The organism is Streptomyces thioluteus (assembly GCF_039535865.1).
Genome location: NZ_BAAAXZ010000033.1, coordinates 1 through 24,995 on the forward strand (window position 1 = coordinate 1; position 24,995 = coordinate 24,995).

A 24,995-nucleotide genomic window follows, 5' to 3' on the forward strand; every position below is an offset into this window, starting at 1 on the left:
TCCTCCACCGCAGACGCCCGTCCGCGCGCGATGTCCAGGATCGTACGGCGCCGTCGCCGTGCCGATGGCGAGGGACTTGGCGATACTGTGTCCGCTTCACCGGGCGGTACCGACGTCGTGGCCGTCCTTGTCCGCCGCGGGAGGACTGCGGAGCGCACCCGCGCCTGGGCGCGAAGATCCTGGTACGGACGGTCCTCGACCGAAGCCCGAGTCGCGACGATCAGCTCCGCCCCAGCCCCTGTGTCGATCTTCGATGAGCTGGGAGCACGTGCAGGCCACGGGATCACGAGCGTGATCGGCAGCCGCCAGCCCAGGCTTTTTTTGGTTCGCAGATCTCGTACGCGCGGGTCTTTGTGAGCCTCCCCGTGAGTAGTAGGGCAGCAGGTTGCACGTTGAGCGAAGCCCCACGGTGCCGCCCCAGCGGATCCACGCATGCAGCTCGAGCAGACGCGGTGACGTCGTTGCGTAGGTGCCCGTCTGAGTACTCTGAGACGACCAGGTCGCCCCGTAGACGCACTCGCGGCCACTGACGACCGTTCCGCTCCAGGTCGCTGCGGCTGATAGACGCAGGAGCGTCAGGCCGCGCGGGCGGCCCGCGGCGCGGCACGCGCACGCAGTGCCCAGTACGAGGATACAGGAGAGCGTCGGGAAACCGAAGGCGCGCGCCGCCTCGACGGCGATCGGCGACGACGTCGGTCGCTTGAAGGAGTAGGGTCTGCGGTATTCCTGAGTCGTCTCTTGAATCGAACATGCACGCCGCGTTGACGCCCAGTTCACCAAACGGAATTGTATAAACAACACTATAATGAATCATGCACAAAGACGAGGATGCTATACAGTACTGTCCATACCCAATCGAGACGGTGAGCTATGAGTGACGCTCGGGGTTCACAGACTGGGTCGTGCGTGTGCGACGTGCAGCGTACGTGGAAACAGCAGGGGGTGACGATTAGCGCCAACAGAAAAGTGTAGCTTCTGCCGCGACGCCCCGTACGACTCGATGCGGGCGCACCGCAGGCCCAGATCCTGTGTCCCGGCGGGCACGCTCTGTAGAAGTACGACCTCCAGCGGACGAAGCAGGAGGTGCAGGCGAAGACGGGCCCGAGGGCGAAGCGCTCGCCGCACTCGCGGCAGGAGAGCGCGACGGCGGGACCGAAAGACGTTGCGCGTTCGACGGCTTGCACAGCCATGGAGGCGAGGCCCTTTCTCCTCATCTTCCTCGTGACGAACCTCGCCACGAGACGGATTTGGCACCTTCCCCGCCGGGAGCCTCGCCGTGAGAACGGTGAGACCGGCTGGAGGGTTGCCGGGGCTTCATCGGGCCGTGTCCCTCTGCCCCTCTGGATGAGCGGTATGGCACCGGTCGGCGGCATCGCCGGCCGGGCGTTTGTGGCACGCGCACGGACCCCGACATACGGGCGGGCCGTGCGTTGTTCAAGACTGTATCGGACGGTGCGCGCCCTTGAGAGGGGCGTCCGCACAGCGAGATGCGTCACAAACGCAACAACGTGCCTGAGTCAACGAGGAGTCGTACACGTGCTGGAAGAGGTGGAGCGCTGGCTGGCCCGGCGGTCCTGGTCCGCCGAAGACCGTCCGCTCGACCGGCTGCTCGCCGCCAAGCGCGAGACGGGGAGCACCGTGAGCGTGGTGCTCCCCGCCCTGAACGAGGAGGCCACGGTCGGAAACGATCGTGGCCACGATCCGGCGCGAGCTGATGACGGAGGACGTGCCGCTGGTGGACGAACTGGTGGTGCTCGACTCCGGCTCCACGGACGGGACGGCCCGGGTCGCCCGGGCGGCCGGGGCGCGGGTGGAGCACCGGGACGCGGTGCTCCCGGAGCTGCCCGCCGTGCCGGGCAAGGGCGAGGTGCTGTGGCGGTCGCTGCTGGTGACGAGCGGCGACATCGTGTGCTTCGTGGACGCCGACCTGCGCGACTTCTCGGCGACGTTCGTCTCGGGGATCGTCGGGCCGCTGCTCACCGACCCGGAGGTGGCGTTCGTCAAGGCGATGTACGACCGTCCGCTCGGCTCGGAACCGGGCCAGGGCGGCCGGGTGACCGAGCTGGTGGCCCGCCCGCTGCTCAATCTGCACTGGCCGCGGCTGGCGGGCTTCGTCCAGCCGCTGGGCGGGGAGTACGCGGCGCGGCGCTCGCTGCTGGAGCGGCTGCCGTTCCCCGTGGGGTACGGCGTGGAGCTGGGGCTGCTGGTGGACGCGCTGCATACGGTCGGGCTCGACGCGCTCGCGCAGGTGGACGTGGGCGTGCGCAAGCACCGGCACCAGGACGGGCAGGCGCTGGGCCGGATGGCCGCCGCGATCTACCGCACCGCGCAGCTGCGGCTGGGCCGCGGGCCGCTGGTGCGGCCGGAGATCGTCCAGTTCGAGCGTCCCGCGGACGGTGCGGCGGCGGGCTTCGTACCGCGGACGTACCCGGTGGACACGGAGGAGCGGCCGCCGATGGCCGGGATACCCGCGTACGCGGAGCGCCGCGCCGCCTGAGCGACGGCCGCGAGCAGCATGGGCGGCGTAGGCGGCGTAAGCGTACGTTTGAGCGGTTGGCGGCGCGGCAAGGCTGGCGTCATGGTCGCCGATCACGTGCCCGCCGCCCCGCATGCCGCCCCGATCCTCGTCGCCTCCAACCGGGGCCCGGTCAGCTACCGGCTCGCCGAGGACGGCGGCCTCGCGGCGGGCCGCGGCGGCGGCGGGCTGGTCTCGGGGCTGAGCGCGATCGGACCGGAGGCCGGGGCCGTATGGGTGTGCGCCGCGCTCGGCGAGGGCGACCGGCTGGCGGCCCGCCGCGCGGGCCGCAGACTCGACCCCGCCGACACCGGCGGGCAGCGGGTGCGGATGCTCGACATCCCCGCCGAGACCTTCGCCACCGCGTACAACGGCGTGGCCAACTCGGTGCTGTGGTTCGTCCACCACCTGCTCTACCAGACCCCGCTGGAGCCGGTCTTCGACGCCGGCTTCCGCGAACAGTGGGCCGCGTACGAGACGTACAACGCGGCCTTCGCGGACGCGCTCGCCGAGGAGGCGGCCGAGGGCGCCGCCGTGCTCGTCCAGGACTACCACCTGACGCTGGTCCCCGCGCTGCTCCGGGCCCGCCGCCCCGACCTGCGCATCGGCCACTTCTCCCACACGCCCTGGGCGCCGCCGGACTACTACCGGATGCTCCCCGACGACGTGGCGGCGCAGGTGCTGCGCGGCATCCTGGGCGGCGACCGGGCGGCGTTCCTCACCCGGCGCTGGGCCGAGGCGTTCGCCGCGTGCTGCGCGGACGTGCTCGGGGCCGAGGTGCTGCGCGTCGGGGACCGGCTCGCGGTGCGCTCCGAGGGACGGACGACGGCGCTCGGCGTCCACGGGCTGGGCACGGACGGCGACTTCCTGCGCGAGCGCGCGCACCGGCCGGACGTCGAGGAGCGGATGGCGGCCCTGCGGGAGCAGATCGGGCCGGACCGCCGGACGATCGTCCGGGTGGACCGCACCGAGCTGTCCAAGAACATCGTGCGCGGCCTGCACGCCTTCCGGTCGCTCCTGGAGGAGCACCCGCAGTGGCGCGGCAAGGTGGTGCACATCGCCTTCGCCTACCCCTCGCGGCAGGACCTCGCCGTCTACCGCGACTACACGGCCGAGGTGGAGCGGCTGGCCGGCGAGATCAACGCGGCCTGGGGGACGGCGGACTGGACCCCCGTCGCCCTGCACGTCAAGGACGACTTCGCACGCTCGCTGGCCGCGTACCGGCTGGCGGACGTGGCGCTGGTCAACCCGATCCGGGACGGGATGAACCTGGTGGCCAAGGAGGTCCCGGTGGTCTCCGACCACGGCTGCGCGCTGGTGCTCTCCCGGGAGGCGGGCGCCGCGGCGGAGCTGGGCGAGGACGCGATCGTCGTCAACCCGTACGACGTGGTGGCCACGGCCCGCGCGCTGCACGAGGCGCTGCTGATGGACCCCGTCCAGCGCGCGGAGCGCTCGGGGCGGCTGGCCGCGGCGGCGACGGCGCTGCCGCCGGCGCGCTGGTTCGTCGATCAGCTGGAGGCGCTGACGGCGGCAACCGCGGGGCGCGCGGGGTGAGTTGACGTGCGCCGTCGCGCATCCACCGCCCGGCTGAGGGTGCGCGGGAGCGGGTAGCCATGCTGCCATGTCCACCACACCGCGTTGGATCGCCCTGGCGACGGCCTCGGCCGCGCTCCTCGCCGTGACGACGTCCGGCTGTTCGTCCGGCTCCGACGACAAGAAGTCCGAGTCCAAGGGGACGTCGCCGTCCTCTTCATCCGCCTCTTCGTCTTCGTCTGCCTCCCCCGGGAGCGAGGAGCCGGTCCCCGTCGGGGCGGGCCCCCAGCCCTCGTACACGGTGCAGAAGCAGCCGGCGGCCGGGACGTGCACCTACCGCTTCACGGCGGGCAAGGAGCCGCTGCCCGACCCCAAGTGCACGCCGGGGGCGACCAATCCGAAGGTCACGCAGGCGACGCTGAAGACGACGATCTGCCGCGCCGGGTACACGAAGGGCATCCGGCCGCCGGTGAGCATCACCAACCGGGAGAAGACGGCGAACGCCGAGTCCTACGGCTACAAGAAGTCGCTCCGCGAGGCCGAGTACGACCACCTCATCAGCCTCCAGCTCGGCGGCGACCCCAACGACCCGCGCAACCTCTGGGTGGAACCCCCCTCCCCCGGCCACCGCGACGGCGCGGGCCCCAACAACCCCAAGGACGCGATCGAGACGAAGCTGAAGAACGCGATCTGCTCCGGGAAGGCGGACCTGGTGAAGGTCCAGCGCGCGATCGCCCACGACTGGACGACGGCACTGGCGGCGGTGGGCGTCGCGGACGACGCGAAGGGGAAGGGCAGGCGGGAGGAGGCGCCGGACGCGGACGGGGACTAGTCGCGCGGTTGGAGTCGCCCCGGTCCCGCCCTTTCTCCCCCAGCGGTAGCCGGGGGAGAAAGGGCGGGACCGGGGCACACCTCACGCCACGGCGGCGGCCAGCGCACCCAGCAACGCCACCACACCCCCCGGCCCGTCCACCACCACATCCGCCCGCGCCGCCAGCTCGGCCACCTCCGAGCTCCCGCTGCACACCAGCACCCCCCGAACCCCTTCCCCCCCGCAACGCCTCCACCGCCGCGAACGCCGCCAGGTCCCCCAGGTCATCGCCCGCGTACAGCACGCACTCCGCGCCCACTTCCCGCACGTACTCCGCGAGGGCGACGCCCTTGTCCATGCCCGGGGGGCGGAGCTCCAGGACCAGGCGGCCCGGCTCGACGATCAGGCCGTGGCGGGCGGCGAGTTCACGCAACGGCTCCTGGAGGGCACGGAATGCGGCCTGCGGGTCGGGCGCGCGGCGCGTGTGGACCGCCACCGCCCGGCCGCCCTTGTTCTCGATGGGCGCGGTCTCGACCCATGTCCCGCTCCAGACACCGGACTTGTCGAGGACCCCCGGCAGCTCCGCCAGCACCCCCGCGACCCCGGGATGCGGCGCCGGCGAGTGCACGGTCCCCGACACCGCGTCCCAGCGCTCCGCGCCGTAGTGCCCGAGCACGACCAGGTGCTCCAGCCCCGCGACCCCGGCGAACCCCCCGTAGCGGACCGCGACCCCGGCCGGCCGACCGGTGATCACCGCGACGGAGGCCAGCCGCGGGGCGAGCCGGGAGAGCGCCGGCACGGCGCCGGGGTGGGCGCGGGCCCGCTCGGGGTCGGGCACGATCCCGGCGAGCGTGCCGTCGAAGTCCAGAGCGACGACCGCCCGCTCGGGCCGGGCGAGGAGCGCGGCGAGGCCCTCGCGCCCGGCGGCGGTCACGGGTTCCGGAAGGGGTTGGCTGCCCATGGCAGCGACCCTACCCACGCGGACGCCACTTCAGCGCCGCGCCCGCCGCTCCTCCCGCAGCCGCCGCAGCCGGTTGACGGTCACCGGGTCGTGCGCGAGGGCCCGCGGGTCGTCCAGGAGCGCGTTGAGCAGCTGGTAGTAGCGGGTCGGGGTGATGCCGAGCCGCTCGCGGACGGCCCGCTCCTTGGCGCCGGGCCCCGCCCAGGACTCGCGTTCCAGGGCGAGGACGGCGAGGTCCCGCTCGGACAGATCGCCGGACATGCCCGCCAGCCTAACGGGACGCGCCGTCCGTGGAGTCGGCCTCCCGCTGGATCTCGTCGAGGATGCCCTGCACGTCGGCGCCCTTCTGCACCGTGCCGCCGATCCTCTCCTTGACGGTCTTGCTGACCTTCGCCCAGGAGGTCTTGTTGGCGGGGTAGAACTCGGCGTTCTTGAGCTGCGCCAGGAACGGGATCAGCTTCTTGCGGCGCGGCGTCGCGTCGTCGTCCTTCATCATCTTGTCGGACGCGGTCTGCGTCACCGGCAGCAGGTCGTACTTGCCGGTGAAGTCGAGGACGGTCTGCGTGCTGTAGAGGAAGTCGAGGAACAGGCCGACCTCCTTCTTGTGCCCGGTCTGCTTGAACGCCATGACCCAGTCGGCGACGCCCATGGTGGACGCTGCCCGGCCGTGACGGCCGGGCAGCGGCTGCATCCCGTACTTCACGTCCTTGGCCTCGGCCTGCTGCATCAGGGACGGGTGGCCGTGGATCATGCCGACCTCGCCGCGCGCGAAGGCGTCGAAGAGCTCCTGGCGGTTGGTACGGGCGGGGTTGCCGGGGCCGGTGAGCCCCTTGCCGACGAGTTCGTCGCGCAGCCACTCGAAGGCCTCGACGTTCTTGGCCTGGGCGATCTGGTAGTTGCCGTTCTTGTCGGCGTAGCCGCCGCCGTTGCCCAGCATCCACAGCATCGTCTCGGCCGGCGCCTCCTCCGGGCCCAGCGGGAGCCCGAAGGGGATCTTCACCTTGGCGGCCTTCAGCTTGACGGCCGCGGCCTGGAGCTCGTCCCAGGTCTCGGGGGCCTTGAGGATCCCGGCCTTCTCGAAGAGCGTCTTGTTGTAGAAGAGCAGTCGCGTGGAGGAGACGAACGGCAGGCCGTACTGCATGCGGTGCACCTCGCCCGCCTTGCCGATCGAGGTGATGAAGTCGGCCTGGGTGGGCACGGAGAGCAGCTGGTCGGCGCTGATCAGCTTGCCGGCCGCGGCGAAGTCGGCGTACGCGCCGATCTGCGCGATGTCCGGGGCGTTGCCGGCCGCGACCATGTCGGCGACCTTCTTGTCGACCTCGGTCCAGCTGTAGACCTGGACCTCGACCTTGACGCCCTTGTGGTCGCCCATGAACGTACGGGCCACCGACTCCCAGTACTTCTGGGAGCTGTTCTCCGGCTTGCCGTCGCCGTACTCGGCCGCGACCACCGTCAGCGTCTTGCCGCCGGGGCCGCCGCTGCACGCCGTGAGGGCGGGCGCCATCGCCGCCGTGGCGGCGCCCGCCGCCGAGAGACCCAAGAACCGCCGCCGCTGCACGTGCTTTCCGCCCTCGTGGTTGTGATCGTTCGGCCGCCGTGGACCGCGCGTGTCTTCCGCGCCACCTTAAGGGCTCTTCGAACGGGCACTCGCTCCGGCCTCACTCTTCCGCTTCCGGGCGGTCGGCTGCTATCCACGGACGTACTGCCGGATTCATGGAGGAGCCCAGGTCATGGCCGTATCCCGTACCGCTCTCGAACTCGCCGCCCAGCCCGACTGCTGGCGCCGGGCCGCCGCGCTCGCCCCGGAGGGGCTTCCGCTTCCCGGCGAACGGGTCGCCGTCACCGGCTGCGGCACGTCCTGGTTCATGGCGCAGGCCTATGCCGCGCTGCGCGAGGCCGCGGGGGAGGGCGACACGGACGCGTTCCCGGCGTCCGAGTTCCCCGCGCGGCGGCGCCCCTACGACCGCGTCGTGGCGATCACCCGCTCCGGGACGACGACGGAGATCCTCGGCCTCCTCGCCGCCCTGGGCCGCACCACGCCACGGCTCGCCGTCACCGCGTCCCCGGGGACCCCGGTGACCCGGGCGGCGGAGACGGTGGCGGTACTGGACTGGGCGGACGAGGAGTCCGTCGTCCAGACGCGCTTCGCGACGACGGCCCTGGCCCTGCTCCGGGCCGCCCTGCCCGGCGGCGCGGACGCGGTGGCGGCGGCGGCCGACGCGGCGGAGACGGCCCTCGCGGAGCCGCTGCCGGAGGAGGTGCTGACGGCGGAGCAGTGGACGTTCCTGGGACGGGGCTGGGCGTACGGCCTGGCCCAGGAGGCGGCGCTGAAGATGCGGGAGGCGGCGGGGGCGTGGACGGAGGCGTACCCCTCCATGGAGTACCGCCACGGCCCGGTGGCGATCGCGGGCCCGGGACGGGTCACGTGGTCCTTCGGGCCGGTGCCGGACGGCCTGGCCTCGGCGGTCGCGCACGCCGGGGGCGTCCTGGTCCGGGGCGACGACCCGCTGGCCGAACTGGTGCGGGCGCAGCGGGTGGCCGTCGCGGTGGCGGAGAGCCGGGGCTACGACCCGGACCACCCCCGCGGCCTCACGCGCAGCGTGATCCTCACGCCCTGAGGGCGGCGCCCGGCGGGGGGCCCGCGTGCGGGGCGTGGTCTCCGCCGGGGGCGCCCGCGTGCGGGACATGCTCCCTGCGGAGGGCGCCCGCGTACGGGGCTTGGTCCCAGCTGACGGCGCCCACGTACGGCGGCTGGTCCCCGCCGGGGGGCGCCCGCCTGCGGCGTGTGGCCCCTGCCACGGACGCGCCGCGGGCGGCTGCGGATCGGGGGCCGCCCGTACCGCCCACCCACGCGCAGACGCCGGCGGCGCTCGGCCCCCGCCGGTGAGCGCACCCGTTCACTCGACGGTGCCGGGCGGCGCGCGGGTAGGGCAGGGCCCACGCGCCGCAGGCGCGTGCCCACCCGCCCCGCCGCGCGCCCCACCACTCCCCCAAGTGGACTAGACCTTTCACGCCCGAACGCGCGACACTACGTCCCGTGAAACATGTCATCGCCCTCGACGTGGGCGGCACCGGGATCAAGGCCGCCCTCGTCGGCGCGGGCCCAGGCACCGAGCTCCTGCACGAGACCCGCCGGCCCACCGGCCGCGACCGCGGGCCGGAGGCCGTCGTCGAGGGCATCCTCGACCTCGCCGCGGAGCTGTACGCGCTCGGCGAGAAGGAGCTGGGCGAGCCGCCGGCCGCCGCCGGCGCCGCCGTCCCCGGCATCGTCGACACCCGCACCGGCACCGCCGTCTACGCCGCCAACCTCGGCTGGCGCGACGTCCCCCTCCGCGACCTGCTGAGCCGTCACCTCAAAGGCATCCCGGCCGCCCTCGGCCACGACGCCCGCACCGCCGGCCTCGCCGAGGGCCGCGTCGGCGCCGGCCGGGGCGCCGACCGCTTCCTGTTCGTACCGATCGGCACCGGCATCGCCGGCGCGATCGGCATCGACGGCCGCGTCGAGGACGGCGCCAACGGCTCCGCCGGCGAGATCGGCCACATCGCCGTACGCCGCGGCCCCGACGCCCCGGCCTGCGGCTGCGGCGCCCGCGGCTGCCTGGAGACGCTCGCCTCGGCGGCGGCGGTCGGACGGGCCTGGGCGGCGGCGAGCGGCGATCCCGCCGCCGACGCGGCCGGCTGCGCCCGCGCCGTCGAGGCCGGCGACCGGGCCGCCGCCCGTGTCTGGCAGGACGCGATCGACGCCCTCGCCGACGGCCTCGTCATCGGTCTGACCCTGCTCGACCCCCGTACGCTGATCGTCGGCGGCGGCCTCGCCGAAGCCGGCGAGACCCTGTTCCGCCCGCTGCGCGCGGCGGTCGCGGAGCGCGTCACCTTCCAGAAACTCCCCCTCATCGTCCCGGCGGCCCTCGGCGACACCGCCGGCTGCCTGGGCGCGGGCCTGCTCGCCCGGGACCTGCTCGCCACCCACACCACGGAGGTAACCGGCTGATGGTCGAACGAACGGTTCTCGACGGCGCCCGCGTCGTTCTGCCGACCGGGGTGGTGGAGAACGGCCGGCTCACCATCGAGGACACCCGCATCGCCGCGGACGTCCCCGAGGAGCCGCCGACGTGGGACCTGACCGGCCACTGGATCGTCCCCGGCTTCGTGGACATGCACGTCCACGGCGGCGGCGGCGCCTCCTTCTCGTCCGGCGACCCGGCCGAGGCCCTCACGGCCGTCCGCGCGCACCGCGCGCACGGCACCACCACCATGGTCGCCTCGACCGTCACCGGCGACCTGGACGACCTGGCCCGGCAGGCCGCCGTCCTCGCCGAGCTGACCCAGCAGGGCGAGCTGGCGGGCGTCCACTTCGAGGGCCCGTTCATCTCCCCGCACCGCTGCGGCGCCCACCAGCCGGAACTGCTGCGCGACCCGGACCCGGCGGACGTGCGCAAGCTCCTCGACGCCGCGCACGGCACCGCCCGGATGATGACCCTCGCCCCCGAACTCCCCGGCGGCCTCGACTCCGTCCGGATGCTCGCCGACCACGGCGTGATCGCGGCCGTCGGCCACACGGACTCGACGTACGAGGCGACCCTCGACGCCATCGAGGCCGGCGCCACGGTCGCCACCCACCTCTTCAACGCGATGCCGTCACTCCTGCACCGCGCCCCCGGCCCGATCGCCGCGCTGCTGGAGGACGAGCGCGTCACCGTCGAGCTGATCAACGACGGGACGCACCTCCACCCGTCCGTCCTGGAGCTGGCGTTCGCCCGCGCGGGCGCGGACCGGGTCGCGTTCATCACCGACGCGATGGGCGCGGCGGGCATGAGCGACGGCATGTACGCGCTGGGCCCGATGCGGGTCGAGGTCAAGGACGCGGTCGCGCGGATCGCCGACGGCCCGACGGCCGGCTCGATCGCCGGGTCGACGCTGACCCTGGACACGGCCTTCCGCCGCGCGGTGACCGTCGACCGGCTGCCCGTCGAGGACGCCGTGCGCGCCCTCTCGGCCAACCCGGCCCGCCTGCTGGGCCTGGACGACCGGGTCGGCTCCCTGGAGGAGGGCAAGGACGCCGACCTCGTCGTGCTCGACGCCGCGTTCGAACTCGTCGGCGTGATGCGCAAGGGCGAATGGCTGGTTCGCCCCGAAGTACGGTAATTATTCCCGAGGTTGTCGAAGAGCGGCAGGTCCAGGGTCTGGGCCTGCCGCTGCTGTTTTGGCATGATCGCTCCCGCAATCGTGTCCCCGCGCCGCCCTGCCCGCGCCCGGTCCGAGAGAGGTCGCCGATGATCCTCACGGTCACGCTCAACGCCGCGCTCGACCTCACCTACCGGGTGCCCAGGCTGCGCCCGCACACCTCGCACCGGGTCACCGATGCCGTCGAACGGCCGGGCGGCAAGGGCCTCAACGTGGCGCGCGTCCTGGCCCGGCTGGGCCACGCCGCCACCGTCACGGGCTTCGCGGGCGGCCCCACCGGCGAGACGCTGCGCCGCCTCCTCGCCGACACCGCCCCCGCCCTGACGGACGCCCTGCTCCCCGTCACCGGCCCCACCCGCCGCACCGTCGCCGTCGTCGACTCCGCCACCGGCGACACGACGCAACTCAACGAACCGGGCCCGCAGATCACCCCCGCCGAGTGGTCCGCCTTCACCACCCGCTACGACCGACTCCTGGACGGAGTCGGCGCGGTGGCCCTGTGCGGCAGCCTCCCGCCGGGCGTACCGGTCGGCGCGTACGCCCACCTGATCCGCCAGGCGCGGGCCCGCCGCATCCCCGTCCTCCTCGACACGGACGGCGAACCCCTGCGCCGCGGCATCGCCGCCCGCCCCGACGTCGTCACGCCGAACGCGGTCGAACTCGCCGCGCTCACCGGCTCGACCGAGCCGCTCCGCGCGGCCCTCGACGCCCGCCGCCGCGGCGCCCACACGGTCGCCGCGACGCTCGGCCCCGACGGCGTGCTCGCCGTCACCCCCGACGGCGCCTGGCGCGCCACCCCCGCCGTCCCGCATCAAGGGCAACCCCACGGGCGCGGGCGACTCCGCGGTCGCCGGCCTCCTCTCGGCCTGGCTGGAGGGCCTCTCCTGGCCGGACCGGCTGACCCGCGCGGTCGCCCTGTCGGCCGCGACGGTCCGGGCGGCGACGGCCGGGGAGTACGACGAGGGGGCGTACGAGGCGGCACTGCCGCTGGTGAAAACAGTCCCACTGGGAGGGAGTTGACCCGCCTTGCCCCTGACCCGCACCGCGGACCTGCTGGCGAGCGGCTCGCCCGTGGCCGCGTTCAACGTCATCACCGTCGAGCACGCCGAGGCGATCGCCGCCGGCGCGGAGGCGGCCGGATCCCCCGCGATCCTCCAACTCTCGGAGAACGCCGTGAAGTTCCACGGCGGCCGCCTGACCCCCATCGCCTCGGCCACGGCCGCCGTGGCCCGCGCCTCCTCCACCCCCCTGGCCCTCCACCTCGACCACGTGGAGTCCGTACGGTTGCTCCACGCCGCAGCCGCGCACGACTTCTCATCGGTCATGTACGACGCGTCGAAACTCCCCTACGCGGAGAACGTCAAGGCGACAGCAGAGGCAGCCCGTTGGGCCCACGCCCGGGGCCTGTGGCTGGAGGCCGAACTGGGCCGCATCGGCGGCAAGGCGGGCGACGCCCACACGCCCGGCGTCCGCACGGACCCCGCCGAGGCGGCGGCGTACGTCGCGGACACGGGCGTGGACGCGCTGGCGGTGGCGGTCGGCAGCAGCCACGCGATGACGGACCGCACGGCGACCCTCGACCACGCCCTGATCGCGGCCCTCCACACCGCGCTCCCGGTCCCCCTGGTCCTCCACGGCTCGTCCGGCGTCCCCGACCCCGAACTCCGCCGCGCCGTCGCCTCCGGCATCACGAAGATCAACGTGGGCACGGCCCTCAACACGGCCTACACGGGCGCCGTCCGCGCCTTCCTGGAGGCCCACCCGTCGACGGTGGACCCGCGCCGCTACCTCGCCCCCGCGCGGGAGGCGATGGCGGGGGCGGTGGAGCGGTTCCTGCGGGTGATCGGGGCTACGAGGGACCCGAGACCTCTCCCGGGATCACCCTGATCCGGGCCACGTTGGCGTTGCAGTTGCCCGAGTCGCACGACAGCTTGATGTCGTTCTTGCCACCCTTGAGCGAGACCCAGTTGTAGGTGTGCGACCAGTCGGTGCCGGAATAGCTCTTCAGCTTCGCGGTGGTCAACTTCTGCCCGTTGATCCAGAGATCGCCGGTCACGTCCCCCGCCCGGGGCACCGTAGTCGATGTACACCGTGTAGCGGCCGTCGCTCGGGACAGTCACCTTGTTCCACTCGATCGAAGCACCCGGCTTCAGAGTGACGTAGGCACCACCGTCCGACGGCGCCCCCTTCACATCCTTGGCCGTGGCCGCGCCACCGCTCAGGCGCAGGGGACGACGCGTCCCGGTCCAGGTCCAGGACCGGCTTGCCGGACGGCTTGTCGTCGTCCTTCTTCTTCTCGTCCTTCTTCTTCTCATCGGCACTCGGCGACTGCGAGCCGTCCGCGTTCACGGACGTGCTCTTGCCGTCGCCATTGTCCTTGTTCAGGACTATCGCCGTACCGATGCCGCCCGCGACCACGAGCACCACGGCTATCGCGGCTATCAGCAGCCCCCGCCGCTTCGGCCGCGGCTGCGCGGCCGACGGCATCGGGCGGCTCGGGGCGCCGCCGCCGGGGAAGGTCTCCGGCGCCGCGTAATGCGGCGCCGGCTGGTGCTGCGGGGGGATGCCCGCGCCGTACGTGCCGCCGCCGGGCTGCTGGTTGTACTGGCGGGAGCCGACCGGGCGGACCTGGTTGTACGACGTGCGCGGGACGCCGGGCTGTGGCGCCTGCGTGCCCGGCGCGCTCGACGCGCCGCCCTCCGAGCGGTAGAGGTGGGGCGAACGGATCGTCCTCCTCCGGCTTGCCCGTGCCGTCGGCGCCGCCGTTGTTACCGGCCGTCATCCCTTGTCACTCCCCACGTGATGTGCCCATCGGCACCCACGTCGCTGTGCACCGGGCGGTGCCGTTCGGCGCAGCCTACCTCGGCCCGCCCGCACACACGCATCCCCGCGTCAGCCCGCACGGCGTCCCGCCCGGGCCCGGGACCGCTTCTCGACGTACATCCGCTGGTCGGCGGAGCGCAGCACCTCGTCTGCGGACATGCCGCAGCCCGCCCAGCCGATGCCGAAGCTGGCCCCGACGCGGACCGCGCGGCCGTCCACCCGTATCGGGGGGATGATCGCGTTCCGCAGCCGGACCGCGAGGTCCTCCGCGTCGGCGAGGCCGAGCCCGTCGGCGAGGACGACGAACTCGTCGCCGCCGAGCCGGGCCACCGTGTCGCCGTCGCGGACGCCGCTGGTCAGCCGGCGGGCGACCTCGATCAGGACGGCGTCGCCGGTGTGGTGGCCGAAGCGGTCGTTGATCGACTTGAAGCCGTCGAGGTCGCAGAAGAGGACGGCGAGGCCCTTGCTGCCGTCGTCGCTGTCCTCGTCGAGCGCGACGGTGTGCTCGTGGTGGTCGAAGCCGCCCTCGATGCCGGGCGGGTAGTCGTCGACGAGCGAGCCGGGGATGTCGGGGCCGTGGTCGTGGCCGTAGGCGCGGTCGGCCGCGTACGCCCCGTCGGCGCCCAGCAGGACCGGCTCGCCGAAGGGCCCCCCCGAAGGGGCTGCCCACGCCGACGACCTCGGCGAAGCCGTCGAGGCGGCCGAAGGGGCCGGGGACGGCCTCCGCGCGCCCGTCGGCGCCGGGCGGGCGGGAGCACAGCCGGCTGCTGAGCCGGGCGCGCAGCTCGGCGCTGTTGGGCAGGCCGGTGAGCGCGTCGTGGCTGGCGCGGTGGGCGAGCTGGAGCTCGTGCCGCTTGCGGTCCTCGATGTCCTCGACGTGGGTGAGCAGGAAGCGCGGGCCGTCGGCGGCGTCGGCGACGACGGAGTTGCGCAGCGAGACCCAGATGTAGCTGTCGTCGCGCCGGCGCAGCCGCAGCTCGGCCCGGCCGCCCTCGGCGGAGGTGCGCAGCAGGGTGCCGATGTCCTCGGGATGGACGAGGTCGGAGAACGAGTAGCGGCGCATCTGGGTGGCGGGGCGGCCCAGCAGCCGGCACAGCGCGTCGTTGGCCTTGTGCAGCCGGCCGTGCTGGTCGCCGCCGAGCTCGGCGATGGCCATGCCGCTGGGCGCGTACTCGAAGGCCTGGCGGAAACTCTCCTCGCTGGCGCGCAGCGCCTGCTGCTCGCGCTCCAGGCGGAGCAGGGCCCGTTGCATGTTGGCCCGCAGCCGGGCGTTGCTGATGGCGATGGCCGCCTGGAAGGCGTACATCTGCAGGGCCTCGCGGCCCCAGGCGCCCGGGCGGCGGCCGTTGCGCGGCCGGTCGACGGAGATGACGCCGAGCAGCTCGCCGGTGGTGGAGCCGGCGGTGTACATGGGGGCGAGGAGCCGGTCCATGGGGTGCCACTCGTCGGCGAAGCCCGGCGCGGGGCCGGTGGTGCGCCACTGCGGGGACGTCGTCCTCGTCGAGCACCCATCCCTCCGTGTACGGGATGAAGCGCAGCTCGCCCCAGCGCTCCCCCATCGACAGCCGGCGCTCCCAGGACACGCGTGATCCGACGCGGCCGGACAGGAACGCCTCGGCGCTCGCGTCGCCCGCCACGGCGGCCACGACGAGATCGCCGTTCTCCTGGACCAGATTGACGGCCGCGAGCTCGTACCCGAGCCCGTTCACGACGCCTTCGGCGACCGTCTGCAGGGTGTCCGCGAGACTCCGTGCGCTATTCAGCTCCGCTACGGCCTGATGAACCTGCCTCAAGGTCGCCAGACGGACATACGGCTCCGACTCGGTTTCCATGGTTCGCTCTCCCCCGAGACCTCGACAGCGACTCTCCAGATTTTCTTGTCGTCCGTTTACACGGCCACTGAATCACAGCGAGCTGACAACTCGGTACACAGGGTCAACAAATAGGGCCTTATGTGACTCATGTCACAGGTCACACCTGCACGCTTCGCTTCGGGAATTTCCGTCCATTGACCGTTCACGAATAGCAAATACGGCAGTCCCTGTCAGGGTTCCCGGAAGGGAAAGCGCCGGAAGCCCTAGTCCCCAATACCAGGCCGGTCCTGGGACCGCAGCCCGATGCAGCGGCCCGGCGCGGGCCGCTAGCGTGCGGAGCGTGTTGCAGACGACTTCGCCCGCAGAGGCCCGCATACCGCATCCTGACGGTGTGACCGCCGAGGAATTCCGCGCAGCTCTCGCCCGCCTCGCCGCCGGTGTGGTGCTCGTGACCGCGCACGACCCCGAGGAAGGCCCGCGCGGTGAGGACGTGGGCATGACGGCGACGGCGTTCCTCTCCGTCTCCCTGGAACCGCCTCTCGTGATGGTGAGCGTTCGCAACGACTCGCGCATGGAGGACCTGCTCGACCGGCAGCCGCTGTGGGCGGTGTCCCTGCTCTCGGAGAGCCAGCGGCACATCGCCGGCCGCTTCGCGATGAAGGGGCGCGTCAGCGACCGGCTGCTCTTCGAGGACATCCCCTGGGAGCGCGGCGGCGTCTCGGGCGCGCCTCTGGTGCGGGGGTCGCTCGCGGTGCTGGAGTGCCGGACGGAGCAGCGGGTGGCTGCGGGCGATCACACGCTCTACATCGGGCGGGTGCTCGGCGCGTCCACCCCGAGCTCGGAGAGCTCTCCCCTGATGTACTTCCGCGGCCGCTACCGCCAGCTGTCGTAGCGGGGGTTTGCTCCCCGCCCCGCCCTAATCCGTTTTCACAGGGGCTGCGCCCCTGCGCCACCCGCGGTGCGCGGAGCCGTGCCCCGCGCGGGTGGGCGGGGCTCCGCCCCTGCACCCCACCGGGGGCTCCGCCCCCTGGACCCCCGACGGGGGCTGCGCTCCTGGCCCCCGCCGGGCCCTCCGAGCGGGCTCCATCAGCGCCCTGCGGGCGCTGTCCTCAAGCGCCGGACAGGCTGAAGTGCGCACCCACGCCGGATTTAGAGCGCGGGCTGCATGGTGCGCCCGGGCTGGATTTCAGGCGCGGGCACGCCATTTCAGCCCGTCCGGCGCTTGAGGACGAGCGGCGGAGCCGCGATACGGGGTCCGGGGCGGAGCCCCGGCCAGGGGCCCAGGGGGCGAAGCCCCCAGCGAACGCGGCGCAGCCGCGATACAGGCCCGGGCGCGGCCGCCCAGGACGCGGCCACCACCCGCCACGACCACCCCACCCTCAGTCCCAGCGACCCGAGCGCCCCCGCTTGGTGTCCGACCGCTGCTTCTTCTCCCTCAGCCGCCGCTCATTGATCCCGCGAGGGATCCGCGTGGCCCGGCGCGGCTTCGGCGGTGGTGCCGTCGCCTCCGCCAGCAGCGCGGCCATCCGTACCGCCGCCGCCTCGCGGTTGCGCCACTGGGAGCGGTGTTCCGACGCCCGTACGGTCAGGACGCCGTCCGTCAGCCGCCCGGCCAGCCGCTCCAGCGCGCGTTCCTTCCACACGGCGGGCAGTGATTCCGTCGCGGCCAGGTCGAAGCGCAGCTCCGCCTGGCTGTCGCTGGTGTTGACGTGCTGGCCGCCCGGGCCGGAGGAGCGCGAGAAGCGCCACACCAGCTCCGCCTCGGGCAGGGCCACGGCACCGCGGATGATGTGGGGTCGGGAAGCGGAGGACACGGACCCATGGTCGCCCGCCGGTGATGCCCATGTCACCTGGGTTTGCCCCGGTCCGTCGCCGACCCGGCATCAGAAACCGGTAAAGAAAGTAAAGGAGGACGGAACCTCACCACCCCCCGTCGGCGTTTACCGGGGTGACAGCGGCTCGCGCAGGCAGCGCGTGGCCGCGAGTCCGACGAGAAAGGGATCACCCCCATGCCTGTAAGCCTGTCCAAGGGCGGCAACGTCTCCCTCACCAAGGAGGCCCCGGGCCTGTCGGCCGTCACCGTCGGCCTCGGCTGGGACGTCCGCACCACCACGGGCACGGACTTCGACCTCGACGCGAGCGCGATAGCGGTGAACCCCGCCGGCAAGGTCTACTCGGACGGCCACTTCGTCTTCTTCAACAACAAGCAGACGCCGGACGGCTCCATCGTGCACACCGGTGACAACACCACCGGTCAGGGCGACGGCGACGACGAGCAGATCAACGTCAACCTCGCCGCCCTCCCGGCCGACGTCGACAAGATCGTGTTCCCGGTCTCCATCTACGACGCCACCGCGCGCTCGCAGAACTTCGGCCAGGTGCGCAACGCCTACATCCGCATCGTCAACCAGGCCGGCGGCGCCGAGCTCGCCCGTTACGACCTGAGCGAGGACGCGGCCACCGAGACCGCCATGGTCTTCGGCGAGCTCTACCGCCACGGCGCCGAGTGGAAGTTCCGTGCCGTGGGCCAGGGTTACGCCTCCGGCCTGGTCGGCATCGCGCAGGACTTCGGCGTCAACGTCTGACATTCCACGGGCGATTGAGCCGGATCGCGTGACGCGCGTGACGAGGGCCGCTTTCCCGCCGGGGAGCGGCCCTCTTCGCCGCCATTGTCGAAATGCATTCGAAAATGCAAGTACGCGCCCGGATTCCCCTGACGAATATGTCAGGTGACGATCCCGTACGGATGCCGGCGCGGATGCCGGCGCCGATGCCCATACGGATGAAGGGCCGCCGTTTCCCGGAACCGGCACCGCGGTACGGACCATCATCGTCCGCGATGACGGACAGCGATAACCCCCAGGAGCCGGGCCCGGATTCCGATTCCGGATCCGGCCCGGATTCCGGCTCCGGCCCCTTTCCGGCGCGCCCGCTCTGCCATTGGTGCCAGGGCTCCGGATTCGTTCCCCGCGTGCTGGCCCACCACCCCGGCCCCGACCCGTTCCGGGGCCCGGCCGACACCGTCCACCGGACCGGCCAGTGCAAGCACTGCCGGGGCACGGGGACGTACGACTCGGCCCTCGACCCCACGATCGGCCCGGAGGAGCGCACGCCCCCGCACGAGCCGCGCAAGCCGCCGGGGCCGCACGAGCCCTGAGACGCGCACTGGCCAAATACCGCGGATGCGGTGATCCTGGACTTGTCAGGCACTCGCAAGGAGGACTCCATGTCCATGCTCGACAAGCTCAAGGGCCTGCTCAAGGGCCATGAGGACCAGGCCAGGCAGGGCGTCGAAAAGGCCGGCGATGCGTTCGACGCGCGGACCGGCAACAAGTACCAGAGCCAGGTCGACGAGGCCCAGCGGAGGATCAACGAGCAGCTCGGCAACCGGCCGCCCACGGACGACCAGCCGTAGCGGCCCGTAGAGGACTCACCACAGCCTGTCGACGCCGCCCGGGTACAGCCCGACGCGGCACCCCCGGAACGCGTCCGCGTCCCGTCGCGCCCGCGCCGTGAAGAATCCGGCCATGGTGACTTTGTCGAACCCGGGCCCGTCGCTGGGGAAGGGATCCTCCGGCGTTCCGCCGACGAGGACGGTGCCTTCCAGCTCCTCCCACCCGGCGCTCGCATAGAAGCCCCGCAAGGGGCGGTCACAGGTGAAAACGCCCAGGTCGACGCTTTGCGCGGCGATCCACTCACGGGCGGCGGCCACCAGCCGCCGCCCGTTTCCGCTGCCCCGGTGCGCCGGGTCGGTGACCACCGCGCTCAGCCCGGCGGCCCGGTAGACCCGGCCCGCGTGGGCGACGTCCTTGAAGAGGACGTCCAGCGCGGCCACCACCTCGTCGTCCGCCGATAGCAGCAGCATCACCACCGGCCGCAGCGCCGGATCGTGCGGCCCGCCGCCGGGCCACTCGCGCTCGCGCAACGCCTCGGCCGCGGCGGCCAGATGCCCCGGTACGGCGCCTTCCGCATACGTCCTGACCCGCATGGATCCCCTGTTCCCCGGCCCGTTCCACCGGCCGGCGGGGCGGGGGATCCGGCATGTCCACCGGGCAGTCCCACCAGCCTCATCGGCCACTTCAGCCTCAACTCTGCCTTTTCTAAACCCGATCGGCCAACACCGACCGGAATTAGTCGTTCTGAGATAACGACAGATCACATCCTTGTTGCGCCCCTGTCAAAAGCGCTCAAGGGGTGGCACGCTCTCCTCACATTCGCTCCTGCACCTCTCGTACCAAGGGGCCGCCCCCACCCGGGCTGCCCTAACCCCCCTCAGAGGAGACAGAGTTGAGACTCACCGCCACCCCCCGCACCACCGCCCTGCGTGCCGCCGCCCTCGTCGCCTCCGCCGCGATGGTCGTGGTCGGCGTCCAGACCGGCAGCGCGAGCGCCTCGGGTGACCGTGACAGCGGAGGACTTCCGGTGGGCCTGTCCGCCGGACAGCGGGCCGCCGCCATCCAGGACGCCCAGGGCGCCGCCGCGGGCACCGCCGCGAAGATCGGGCTGGGCAGCAAGGAGAAGCTCGTCGCCCGCGATGTCGTCAAGGACGCCGACGGCACCGTGCACACCCGCTACGAGCGCACCTACGACGGACTCCCCGTCCTGGGCGGCGACTTGATCGTCCACGAGACGAAGGCCGGGGCGCGCTCGGTCACCAAGGCGAACGAGGCGTCCATAGCCGTCTCCACGGACGCGTCCCTCGCCCCGGCCGAGGCCAAGAAGTCCGCGCTGAGCGCGGCCGCCGCGCAGAAGACCGCCAAGCCCGCCGGCCAGTCCCCGCGCAAGGTCGTCTGGGCCGCCCAGGGCAAGCCGGTCCTGGCGTACGAGACCGTGGTCACCGGCGTCCAGAAGGACGGCACCCCGAGCGAGCTGCACGTCGTCACCGACGCGGCGAACGGCAAGAAGCTCTTCCAGTACGAGGGCATCGAGACCGGCAGCGGCACCAGCACGTACAGCGGCACGGTGCCCCTGGACACCACCAAGTCCGGCTCGCAGTACCAGCTCGTCGACGGCAAGCGCGGCGGCCACAAGACGTACGACCTCAACCAGGGCTCGTCCGGCACCGGTTCGCTGTACACCAACAGCACCGACACCTGGGGCGGCGGCCGGCAGACCGCCGGCGTCGACGCCCACTACGGCGCGGCCGTCACCTGGGACTTCTACAAGAACACCTTCGGCCGCAACGGCATCCGCAACGACGGCAAGGCCGCCTACTCCCGCGTCCACTACGGCAAGGGCTACGTCAACGCCTTCTGGTCGGACTCCTGCTTCTGCATGACCTACGGTGACGGCGAGGGCGACAAGAAGCCGCTGACCGCCATCGACGTGGCCGCGCACGAGATGAGCCACGGCGTCACCGCCGCCACCGCCAAGCTGGTCTACAGCGGCGAGTCCGGCGGCCTCAACGAGGCGACCAGCGACATCTTCGGCACCGCCGTCGAGTTCTACGCCAACAACAAGTCCGACGTGGGCGACTACCTCATCGGCGAGAAGATCGACATCTTCGGCAACGGCAAGCCGCTGCGGTACATGGACAAGCCCAGCAAGGACGGCAAGTCGAAGGACAGCTGGTACTCCGGCCTCGGCGGGATCGACGTCCACTACTCGTCCGGCCCGGCCAACCACTTCTTCTACCTGCTCTCCGAGGGCAGTGGCAAGAAGACGATCAACGGCGTGAACTACGACAGCCCGACCGCGGACGGCTCCAAGGTCACCGGCATCGGCCGCGACAAGGCCACCAAGATCTGGTACAAGGCGCTGACCACGCAGTTCACCTCCAACACCAACTACGCCAAGGCCCGCACCGGCACCCTCGCCGCCGCGGCCTCGCTCTACGGCAACAACAGCGCGGAGTACAAGGCGGTGGCCGCGGCCTGGACCGCGATCAGCGTCAAGTAGTCCCGCCCTGCGACCGGGCGGAGCCGCCCCCGGCCTCCGGGGGCGGCTCCGCCGTGGCACCATCGACGACGTGATCGACCTCGGCTACTCCCTCTCCCGCCGCTTCCCCGACCCGCCGCAGACGGACTACCGCACCGCCGACGTGCGGACCCTGCGGCACGACCTGTTCTGCGGCGACGTCTACGTCGCCGACACGAAGGAAGACCGGGAGCTGTCCACAGCCTGGGGATGGGTGCCCGTACTGGACTTCGCCTGGGCCCTGTGCGACATCGTCGAGGAGCTCGACCGCGACCCCCGCGGCTCCCGCTCGGCCGCCCCGCAGTACGCGGAGCTCGACTTCACCGAGTCCAGCGACCGCATGCTCTTCGAGCGCCGCTTCGGCTGGGTGGAGGTCACCGCCGACTGGGCACCGGTCGACGAGCCCCCGCTCGTCCTCGACCACCGGGCACTGCGCCGCGAGGCCCGGGACTTCCTGCACGACCTCGTCGCGGACCTCACCGACATGCACGACGGCCTCGACGCCAACCCGGCCGTGTGGACGCTGCTGAGCCGCTTCCCCCGGGTGTGACTCGGGTGTGACTCGGGAGGCAGATGCCATCCGGCGGGCCTAGCCTGGTGCGAGAGGTCCCCGATGAGCACTGTGTACCCCGCACCGGACGCCGTCTGCCGTTCCCGCCGCTGGTGGGGACTGGCCTTCATCGGCATCGCACAGCTGATGGTCGTGCTCGACTCGACCATCGTGAACATCGCCCTGCCGTCCGCCCAGCGCGAGCTGCACATGTCGGACACCAACCGGCAGTGGGTGATCACCGCGTACACGCTCGCCTTCGGCGGCCTGCTGCTGCTCGGCGGGCGCGTGGCGGACCTGGTGGGGCGCAAACGCACCTTCCTCGTGGGCCTGATCGGCTTCGCCGTCGCCTCGGGAGTGGGCGGCGCGTCCCAGGAGGACTGGCACCTCTTCGGCGCCCGTGCCCTGCAGGGCGTCTTCGCGGCGACCCTGGCGCCGTCCGCGCTCTCCCTGCTGACGACGACGTTCACCGAGCCGCGGGAGCGGGCCAGGGCGTTCGGCGTGTTCAGCGGCACCGCCGCCGCGGGCAGCGCGATCGGGCTGATCGCCGGGGGCCTGCTGACCGAGTACCTGGACTGGCGTTGGTGCATGTACGTCAACGCGCCGATCGCCGTGCTGGCCTTCCTCGGCGGCCTGTGGTCCCTCCACGACCACCGGCCCGAGCGGCGGCCGCGGCTGGACATCCCCGGCGTCCTGCTCGCCTGCACGGGCCTGGTCGGCGTGGTCTACGGGTGCAGCGAGGCGTCGTCCCGCGGCTGGGACAGCCCGCGGGTCCTGGGCTCGCTGGGCGCGGGAGCGGTGCTGCTCGGGCTGTTCGCCGTCCGGCAGACCCGGGCGGCGAGCCCGCTGCTGCCGCCGCGGATCGTGCGCGATCGCAACCGCACCGGGGCGTTCCTGACGCTCTGGCTCGCGGTGATCGCCATGTTCGGGATGTTCCTGTACATGACGTACTACTTCCAGGGCGTCCTGGGCTACCGGCCGGTGGAGGCGGGCCTGGCGTTCCTGCCGATGTCCGCGACGATCATGCTGACCAGCACCCAGCTCTCACCGCGCCTGCTGCACCGGCTGCCGCCGCGGGTCCCGCTGTCCTGCGGGGCCGTGCTGGCCGCCACCGGGCTCTTCCTCCTGACGTTCCTGCCGGTCCGCGCGGAGTACGCCGTGCACGTCCTGCCGTCCACGATCCTCTTCGGGCTCGGCATGGGACTGCTCTTCGTGCCCGTCATGGACACCGCCACGAAGGGGGTGGACCCGTCGGACGCGGGCGTCGCCTCCGCGACGGTCAACACCTGCCAGCAGGTGGGCGGTTCGATCGGTACGGCGCTCCTGAACACGATCGCGACGAGCACGACGGCGGCATACCTGGCGGCCCGCCGGCCGGCCGTCACGACCGACGTCGTCAAGTCCGGCGTGGTGCACGGCTTCCACGTGGGCCTGGCGTGGGCGTCCGGGATCATGCTGCTGGCGGCGGTGACGGCATGGCTGCTGATCACGGCGGGGGCGCCGGTGCGCCGGGAGACGGCGGGGGGTGCCGCGCCGTACGACCCGCACCGAATGCGGGCGGGTCGGTGAGGGGGTTGTGCCCCCGCCCCGCCCTTTCCCCGTTTCCCGGGGCGGAGCCCCGGCCCCGAACCGCCCTCCGGGCGGCGGCGGGGGCTCCGCCGAGCGCGGCTTCGGGCCGAGGGGCGGAGCCCCGGGAGAAACGGTGAAAGGGCGGGGCAGGGGCGGACTCACCTCACCACACGAAGCTCCCGCTCCGTGTTGTTCAACCGCCGCCCACCCGACTCCCCGCACACCACGATGTCCTCGATCCGCACCCCGAACCGCCCCGGCAGATAGATCCCCGGCTCGATCGAGAAGCACATCCCCGGCACCAGCGGCTGATGCTCCCCCTCCACCATGTACGGCGGCTCGTGCGTCGTGACGCCGATCCCGTGCCCCGTCCGGTGGACGAAGTACTCGCCGAATCCGTTCCGCACGATCACCGACCGCGCCGCCCGGTCGATGTCCTGGCACGCGGCCCCGGGCCGCACCGCCTCGAACGCCGCCTGCTGCGCCTCCCGCACGACGTCGTGGACCTTGCGCTCCTCCGCCGTCGGCTCGCCGACGTGCACGGTGCGCGTCGTGTCGGAGCCGTAGCCGCCCAGCAGTCCGCCGAAGTCCATGACGACCATGTCACCTTCCCCGATGACGCGGTCCCCGGAATCGTGGTGCGGATCGGCCCCGTTGGGTCCGGAGCCGACGATGGTGAAGTCGACCTGGGAGTGCCCGTGTTCGCGCAGCAGCCGGTCCAGGTCGGCCGCGACCTCCAGTTCGCGCCGCCCGGCGAACGGCCGCTCCACGATCGCCTCGTAGACCGCGTCGGCCGCCGCCCCCGCCGCCGCCAGCCGCTCCACCTCGGCCGCGTCCTTGACCGCCCGCAGCATCGGCAGGGCCTCGGTCAGCGCGGCGTAGCCGGCGCCGGGGCGCAGGCGCTGGAGGGCCAGCAGGTGGAGGGCCCAGGTGTTGTCGGAGACGCCGTAGCGGCCGCGCGCGTCGAGGTGGCCGGCGGCCACGTCGTACGGGTTCTCCCCGTCCCGCCAGCCGGTGATGGTCAACGCCCCGGCGCCGGGCGCGTGTTCGGCTCCGCCCCGCTCCAGCTCGGGGACGATCAGCAGGGGCCGCCGGCCCGGCACGAGGATCAGCGCGGTGAGCCGCTCGGAGCCGGGCGAGGCCCGGTAGCCGCAGAGCCAGACCAGGTCGGGGCCGGGCGAGACGATCAGCCCGGTGAGCCCCTCCTGGGCCGCCGCCCGCGCGGCACGCTCCATGCGGGCGGCGTAGTCGTCGGGGTTCCCGCTGCCGGAGGCAAGATCCATCGTGGAGACCATGGGGGCAGCGTAATCCGGGTGGAG

20 protein-coding genes, 5 pseudogenes and 1 riboswitch are annotated in these 24,995 nt (G+C 72.7%); of the genes and pseudogenes, 15 read left to right on the forward strand and 10 right to left on the reverse strand.

What is annotated here, in order from left to right:
* Nucleotides 1-1,073 precede the first annotated feature (1,073 nt).
* Nucleotides 1,074-1,214: pseudogene (locus ABD794_RS04135) on the reverse strand (threonine synthase); the annotation flags it as partial.
* Nucleotides 1,208-1,351, reverse strand: a riboswitch (SAM riboswitch). It overlaps the preceding pseudogene by 7 nt.
* A gap of 185 nt (nt 1,352-1,536) precedes the next feature.
* Between ABD794_RS04135 and ABD794_RS04140 the strand changes: the two are divergent.
* From ABD794_RS04140 to ABD794_RS04150, 3 genes and pseudogenes are all read left to right on the forward strand, one after another.
* Nucleotides 1,537-2,497, forward strand: a pseudogene (locus ABD794_RS04140) (glucosyl-3-phosphoglycerate synthase).
* A gap of 81 nt (nt 2,498-2,578) precedes the next feature.
* Nucleotides 2,579-4,069, forward strand: coding sequence for an alpha,alpha-trehalose-phosphate synthase (UDP-forming) (locus tag ABD794_RS04145; protein WP_344960949.1), 1,491 nt, complete (start codon nt 2,579-2,581; stop codon nt 4,067-4,069).
* Between the two features lie 67 nt (nt 4,070-4,136).
* Entirely contained in the window at nt 4,137-4,880 is a 744-nt protein-coding gene (locus ABD794_RS04150; RefSeq protein ID WP_344960950.1) for a hypothetical protein, read from the forward strand.
* Nucleotides 4,881-4,961: 81 nt separating this feature from the next.
* Here ABD794_RS04150 and otsB read toward each other — a convergent pair.
* The 3 genes and pseudogenes from otsB to ABD794_RS04165 all read right to left on the reverse strand — a co-directional run bounded on the left by otsB (nt 4,962) and on the right by ABD794_RS04165 (nt 7,378).
* Nucleotides 4,962-5,820, reverse strand: a pseudogene (gene otsB, locus ABD794_RS04155) (trehalose-phosphatase).
* Between the two features lie 30 nt (nt 5,821-5,850).
* Nucleotides 5,851-6,081, reverse strand: a complete 231-nt coding sequence (locus ABD794_RS04160; RefSeq protein ID WP_344960951.1) for a DUF3263 domain-containing protein — start codon at nt 6,079-6,081, stop codon at nt 5,851-5,853.
* 10 nt (nt 6,082-6,091) lie between these two features.
* On the reverse strand, nt 6,092-7,378 hold the full coding sequence (locus ABD794_RS04165) for an extracellular solute-binding protein (protein ID WP_425585918.1): 1,287 nt from the start codon (nt 7,376-7,378) through the stop codon (nt 6,092-6,094).
* Between the two features lie 172 nt (nt 7,379-7,550).
* Here ABD794_RS04165 and ABD794_RS04170 point away from each other — a divergent pair, with 172 nt between their 5' ends.
* The 5 genes and pseudogenes from ABD794_RS04170 to ABD794_RS04190 all read left to right on the forward strand — a co-directional run bounded on the left by ABD794_RS04170 (nt 7,551) and on the right by ABD794_RS04190 (nt 12,891).
* Nucleotides 7,551-8,438: an SIS domain-containing protein gene (locus tag ABD794_RS04170; protein WP_344960953.1), complete on the forward strand. Its 888-nt coding sequence runs from the start codon at nt 7,551-7,553 to the stop codon at nt 8,436-8,438.
* A gap of 419 nt (nt 8,439-8,857) precedes the next feature.
* The gene (locus tag ABD794_RS04175) at nt 8,858-9,811 is read left to right on the forward strand and encodes an ROK family protein (protein WP_344960954.1); all 954 of its coding nucleotides are present in this window, start codon (nt 8,858-8,860) and stop codon (nt 9,809-9,811) included.
* Complete coding sequence (gene nagA, locus ABD794_RS04180) at nt 9,811-10,965, forward strand: N-acetylglucosamine-6-phosphate deacetylase (protein ID WP_344960955.1); 1,155 nt, start codon at nt 9,811-9,813, stop codon at nt 10,963-10,965. Before ABD794_RS04175 ends, nagA begins: the two co-directional genes overlap by 1 nt.
* A 128-nt stretch (nt 10,966-11,093) precedes the next feature.
* Nucleotides 11,094-12,024: pseudogene (locus ABD794_RS04185) on the forward strand (1-phosphofructokinase family hexose kinase).
* Nucleotides 12,025-12,030: 6 nt separating this feature from the next.
* Nucleotides 12,031-12,891, forward strand: coding sequence for a class II fructose-bisphosphate aldolase (locus ABD794_RS04190; RefSeq protein ID WP_344960956.1), 861 nt, complete (start codon nt 12,031-12,033; stop codon nt 12,889-12,891).
* Here ABD794_RS04190 and ABD794_RS04195 read toward each other — a convergent pair.
* From ABD794_RS04195 to cdgB, 3 genes and pseudogenes are all read right to left on the reverse strand, one after another.
* Complete coding sequence (locus tag ABD794_RS04195; RefSeq protein WP_344960957.1) at nt 12,854-13,060, reverse strand: carbohydrate-binding protein; 207 nt, start codon at nt 13,058-13,060, stop codon at nt 12,854-12,856. The genes ABD794_RS04190 and ABD794_RS04195 overlap by 38 nt on opposite strands.
* On the reverse strand, nt 13,057-13,491 hold the full coding sequence (locus ABD794_RS04200; RefSeq protein ID WP_344960958.1) for a hypothetical protein: 435 nt from the start codon (nt 13,489-13,491) through the stop codon (nt 13,057-13,059). Before ABD794_RS04200 ends, ABD794_RS04195 begins: the two co-directional genes overlap by 4 nt.
* 405 nt (nt 13,492-13,896) lie before the next feature.
* A pseudogene (gene cdgB / locus ABD794_RS04205) lies at nt 13,897-15,659 on the reverse strand (diguanylate cyclase CdgB).
* Nucleotides 15,660-15,981: 322 nt separating this feature from the next.
* On the opposite strand from cdgB, the gene ABD794_RS04210 reads away from it, so the two are divergent.
* Nucleotides 15,982-16,533 carry a flavin reductase family protein gene (locus ABD794_RS04210; RefSeq protein WP_425585919.1) on the forward strand — a complete coding sequence of 184 codons (552 nt, stop codon included), beginning with the start codon at nt 15,982-15,984 and terminating at the stop codon, nt 16,531-16,533.
* A gap of 487 nt (nt 16,534-17,020) precedes the next feature.
* On the opposite strand, the gene arfB is transcribed toward ABD794_RS04210, so the two are convergent.
* Nucleotides 17,021-17,455, reverse strand: a complete 435-nt coding sequence (gene arfB / locus ABD794_RS04215) for an alternative ribosome rescue aminoacyl-tRNA hydrolase ArfB (RefSeq protein WP_344960960.1) — start codon at nt 17,453-17,455, stop codon at nt 17,021-17,023.
* Nucleotides 17,456-17,650: 195 nt separating this feature from the next.
* Here arfB and ABD794_RS04220 point away from each other — a divergent pair, with 195 nt between their 5' ends.
* From ABD794_RS04220 to ABD794_RS04230, 3 genes are all read left to right on the forward strand, one after another.
* The gene (locus ABD794_RS04220; RefSeq protein WP_344960961.1) at nt 17,651-18,226 is read left to right on the forward strand and encodes a TerD family protein; all 576 of its coding nucleotides are present in this window, start codon (nt 17,651-17,653) and stop codon (nt 18,224-18,226) included.
* A gap of 386 nt (nt 18,227-18,612) precedes the next feature.
* Nucleotides 18,613-18,798 (forward strand): hypothetical protein, encoded by a 186-nt coding sequence (locus ABD794_RS04225; protein ID WP_344960962.1) that lies wholly within the window; start codon nt 18,613-18,615, stop codon nt 18,796-18,798.
* A 69-nt stretch (nt 18,799-18,867) separates the two neighbouring features.
* Entirely contained in the window at nt 18,868-19,056 is a 189-nt protein-coding gene (locus tag ABD794_RS04230; RefSeq protein WP_344960963.1) for an antitoxin, read from the forward strand.
* A gap of 15 nt (nt 19,057-19,071) precedes the next feature.
* Here the strand turns inward: ABD794_RS04230 and ABD794_RS04235 are convergent, their stop codons facing one another.
* The gene (locus tag ABD794_RS04235; protein WP_344960964.1) at nt 19,072-19,629 is read right to left on the reverse strand and encodes a GNAT family N-acetyltransferase; all 558 of its coding nucleotides are present in this window, start codon (nt 19,627-19,629) and stop codon (nt 19,072-19,074) included.
* A gap of 365 nt (nt 19,630-19,994) precedes the next feature.
* Here ABD794_RS04235 and ABD794_RS04240 point away from each other — a divergent pair, with 365 nt between their 5' ends.
* The 3 genes from ABD794_RS04240 to ABD794_RS04250 all read left to right on the forward strand — a co-directional run bounded on the left by ABD794_RS04240 (nt 19,995) and on the right by ABD794_RS04250 (nt 23,676).
* Nucleotides 19,995-21,539 carry a M4 family metallopeptidase gene (locus ABD794_RS04240; RefSeq protein WP_425585920.1) on the forward strand — a complete coding sequence of 515 codons (1,545 nt, stop codon included), beginning with the start codon at nt 19,995-19,997 and terminating at the stop codon, nt 21,537-21,539.
* Nucleotides 21,540-21,609: 70 nt separating this feature from the next.
* On the forward strand, nt 21,610-22,107 hold the full coding sequence (locus ABD794_RS04245) for a hypothetical protein (RefSeq protein ID WP_344960966.1): 498 nt from the start codon (nt 21,610-21,612) through the stop codon (nt 22,105-22,107).
* 63 nt (nt 22,108-22,170) lie between these two features.
* A complete protein-coding gene (locus ABD794_RS04250; RefSeq protein WP_344960967.1) occupies nt 22,171-23,676 on the forward strand; it encodes an MFS transporter in 1,506 nt (501 codons plus the stop codon).
* 158 nt (nt 23,677-23,834) lie between these two features.
* On the opposite strand, the gene ABD794_RS04255 is transcribed toward ABD794_RS04250, so the two are convergent.
* A complete protein-coding gene (locus ABD794_RS04255) occupies nt 23,835-24,959 on the reverse strand; it encodes a M24 family metallopeptidase (protein ID WP_344960968.1) in 1,125 nt (374 codons plus the stop codon).
* Nucleotides 24,960-24,995 lie beyond the last annotated feature (36 nt).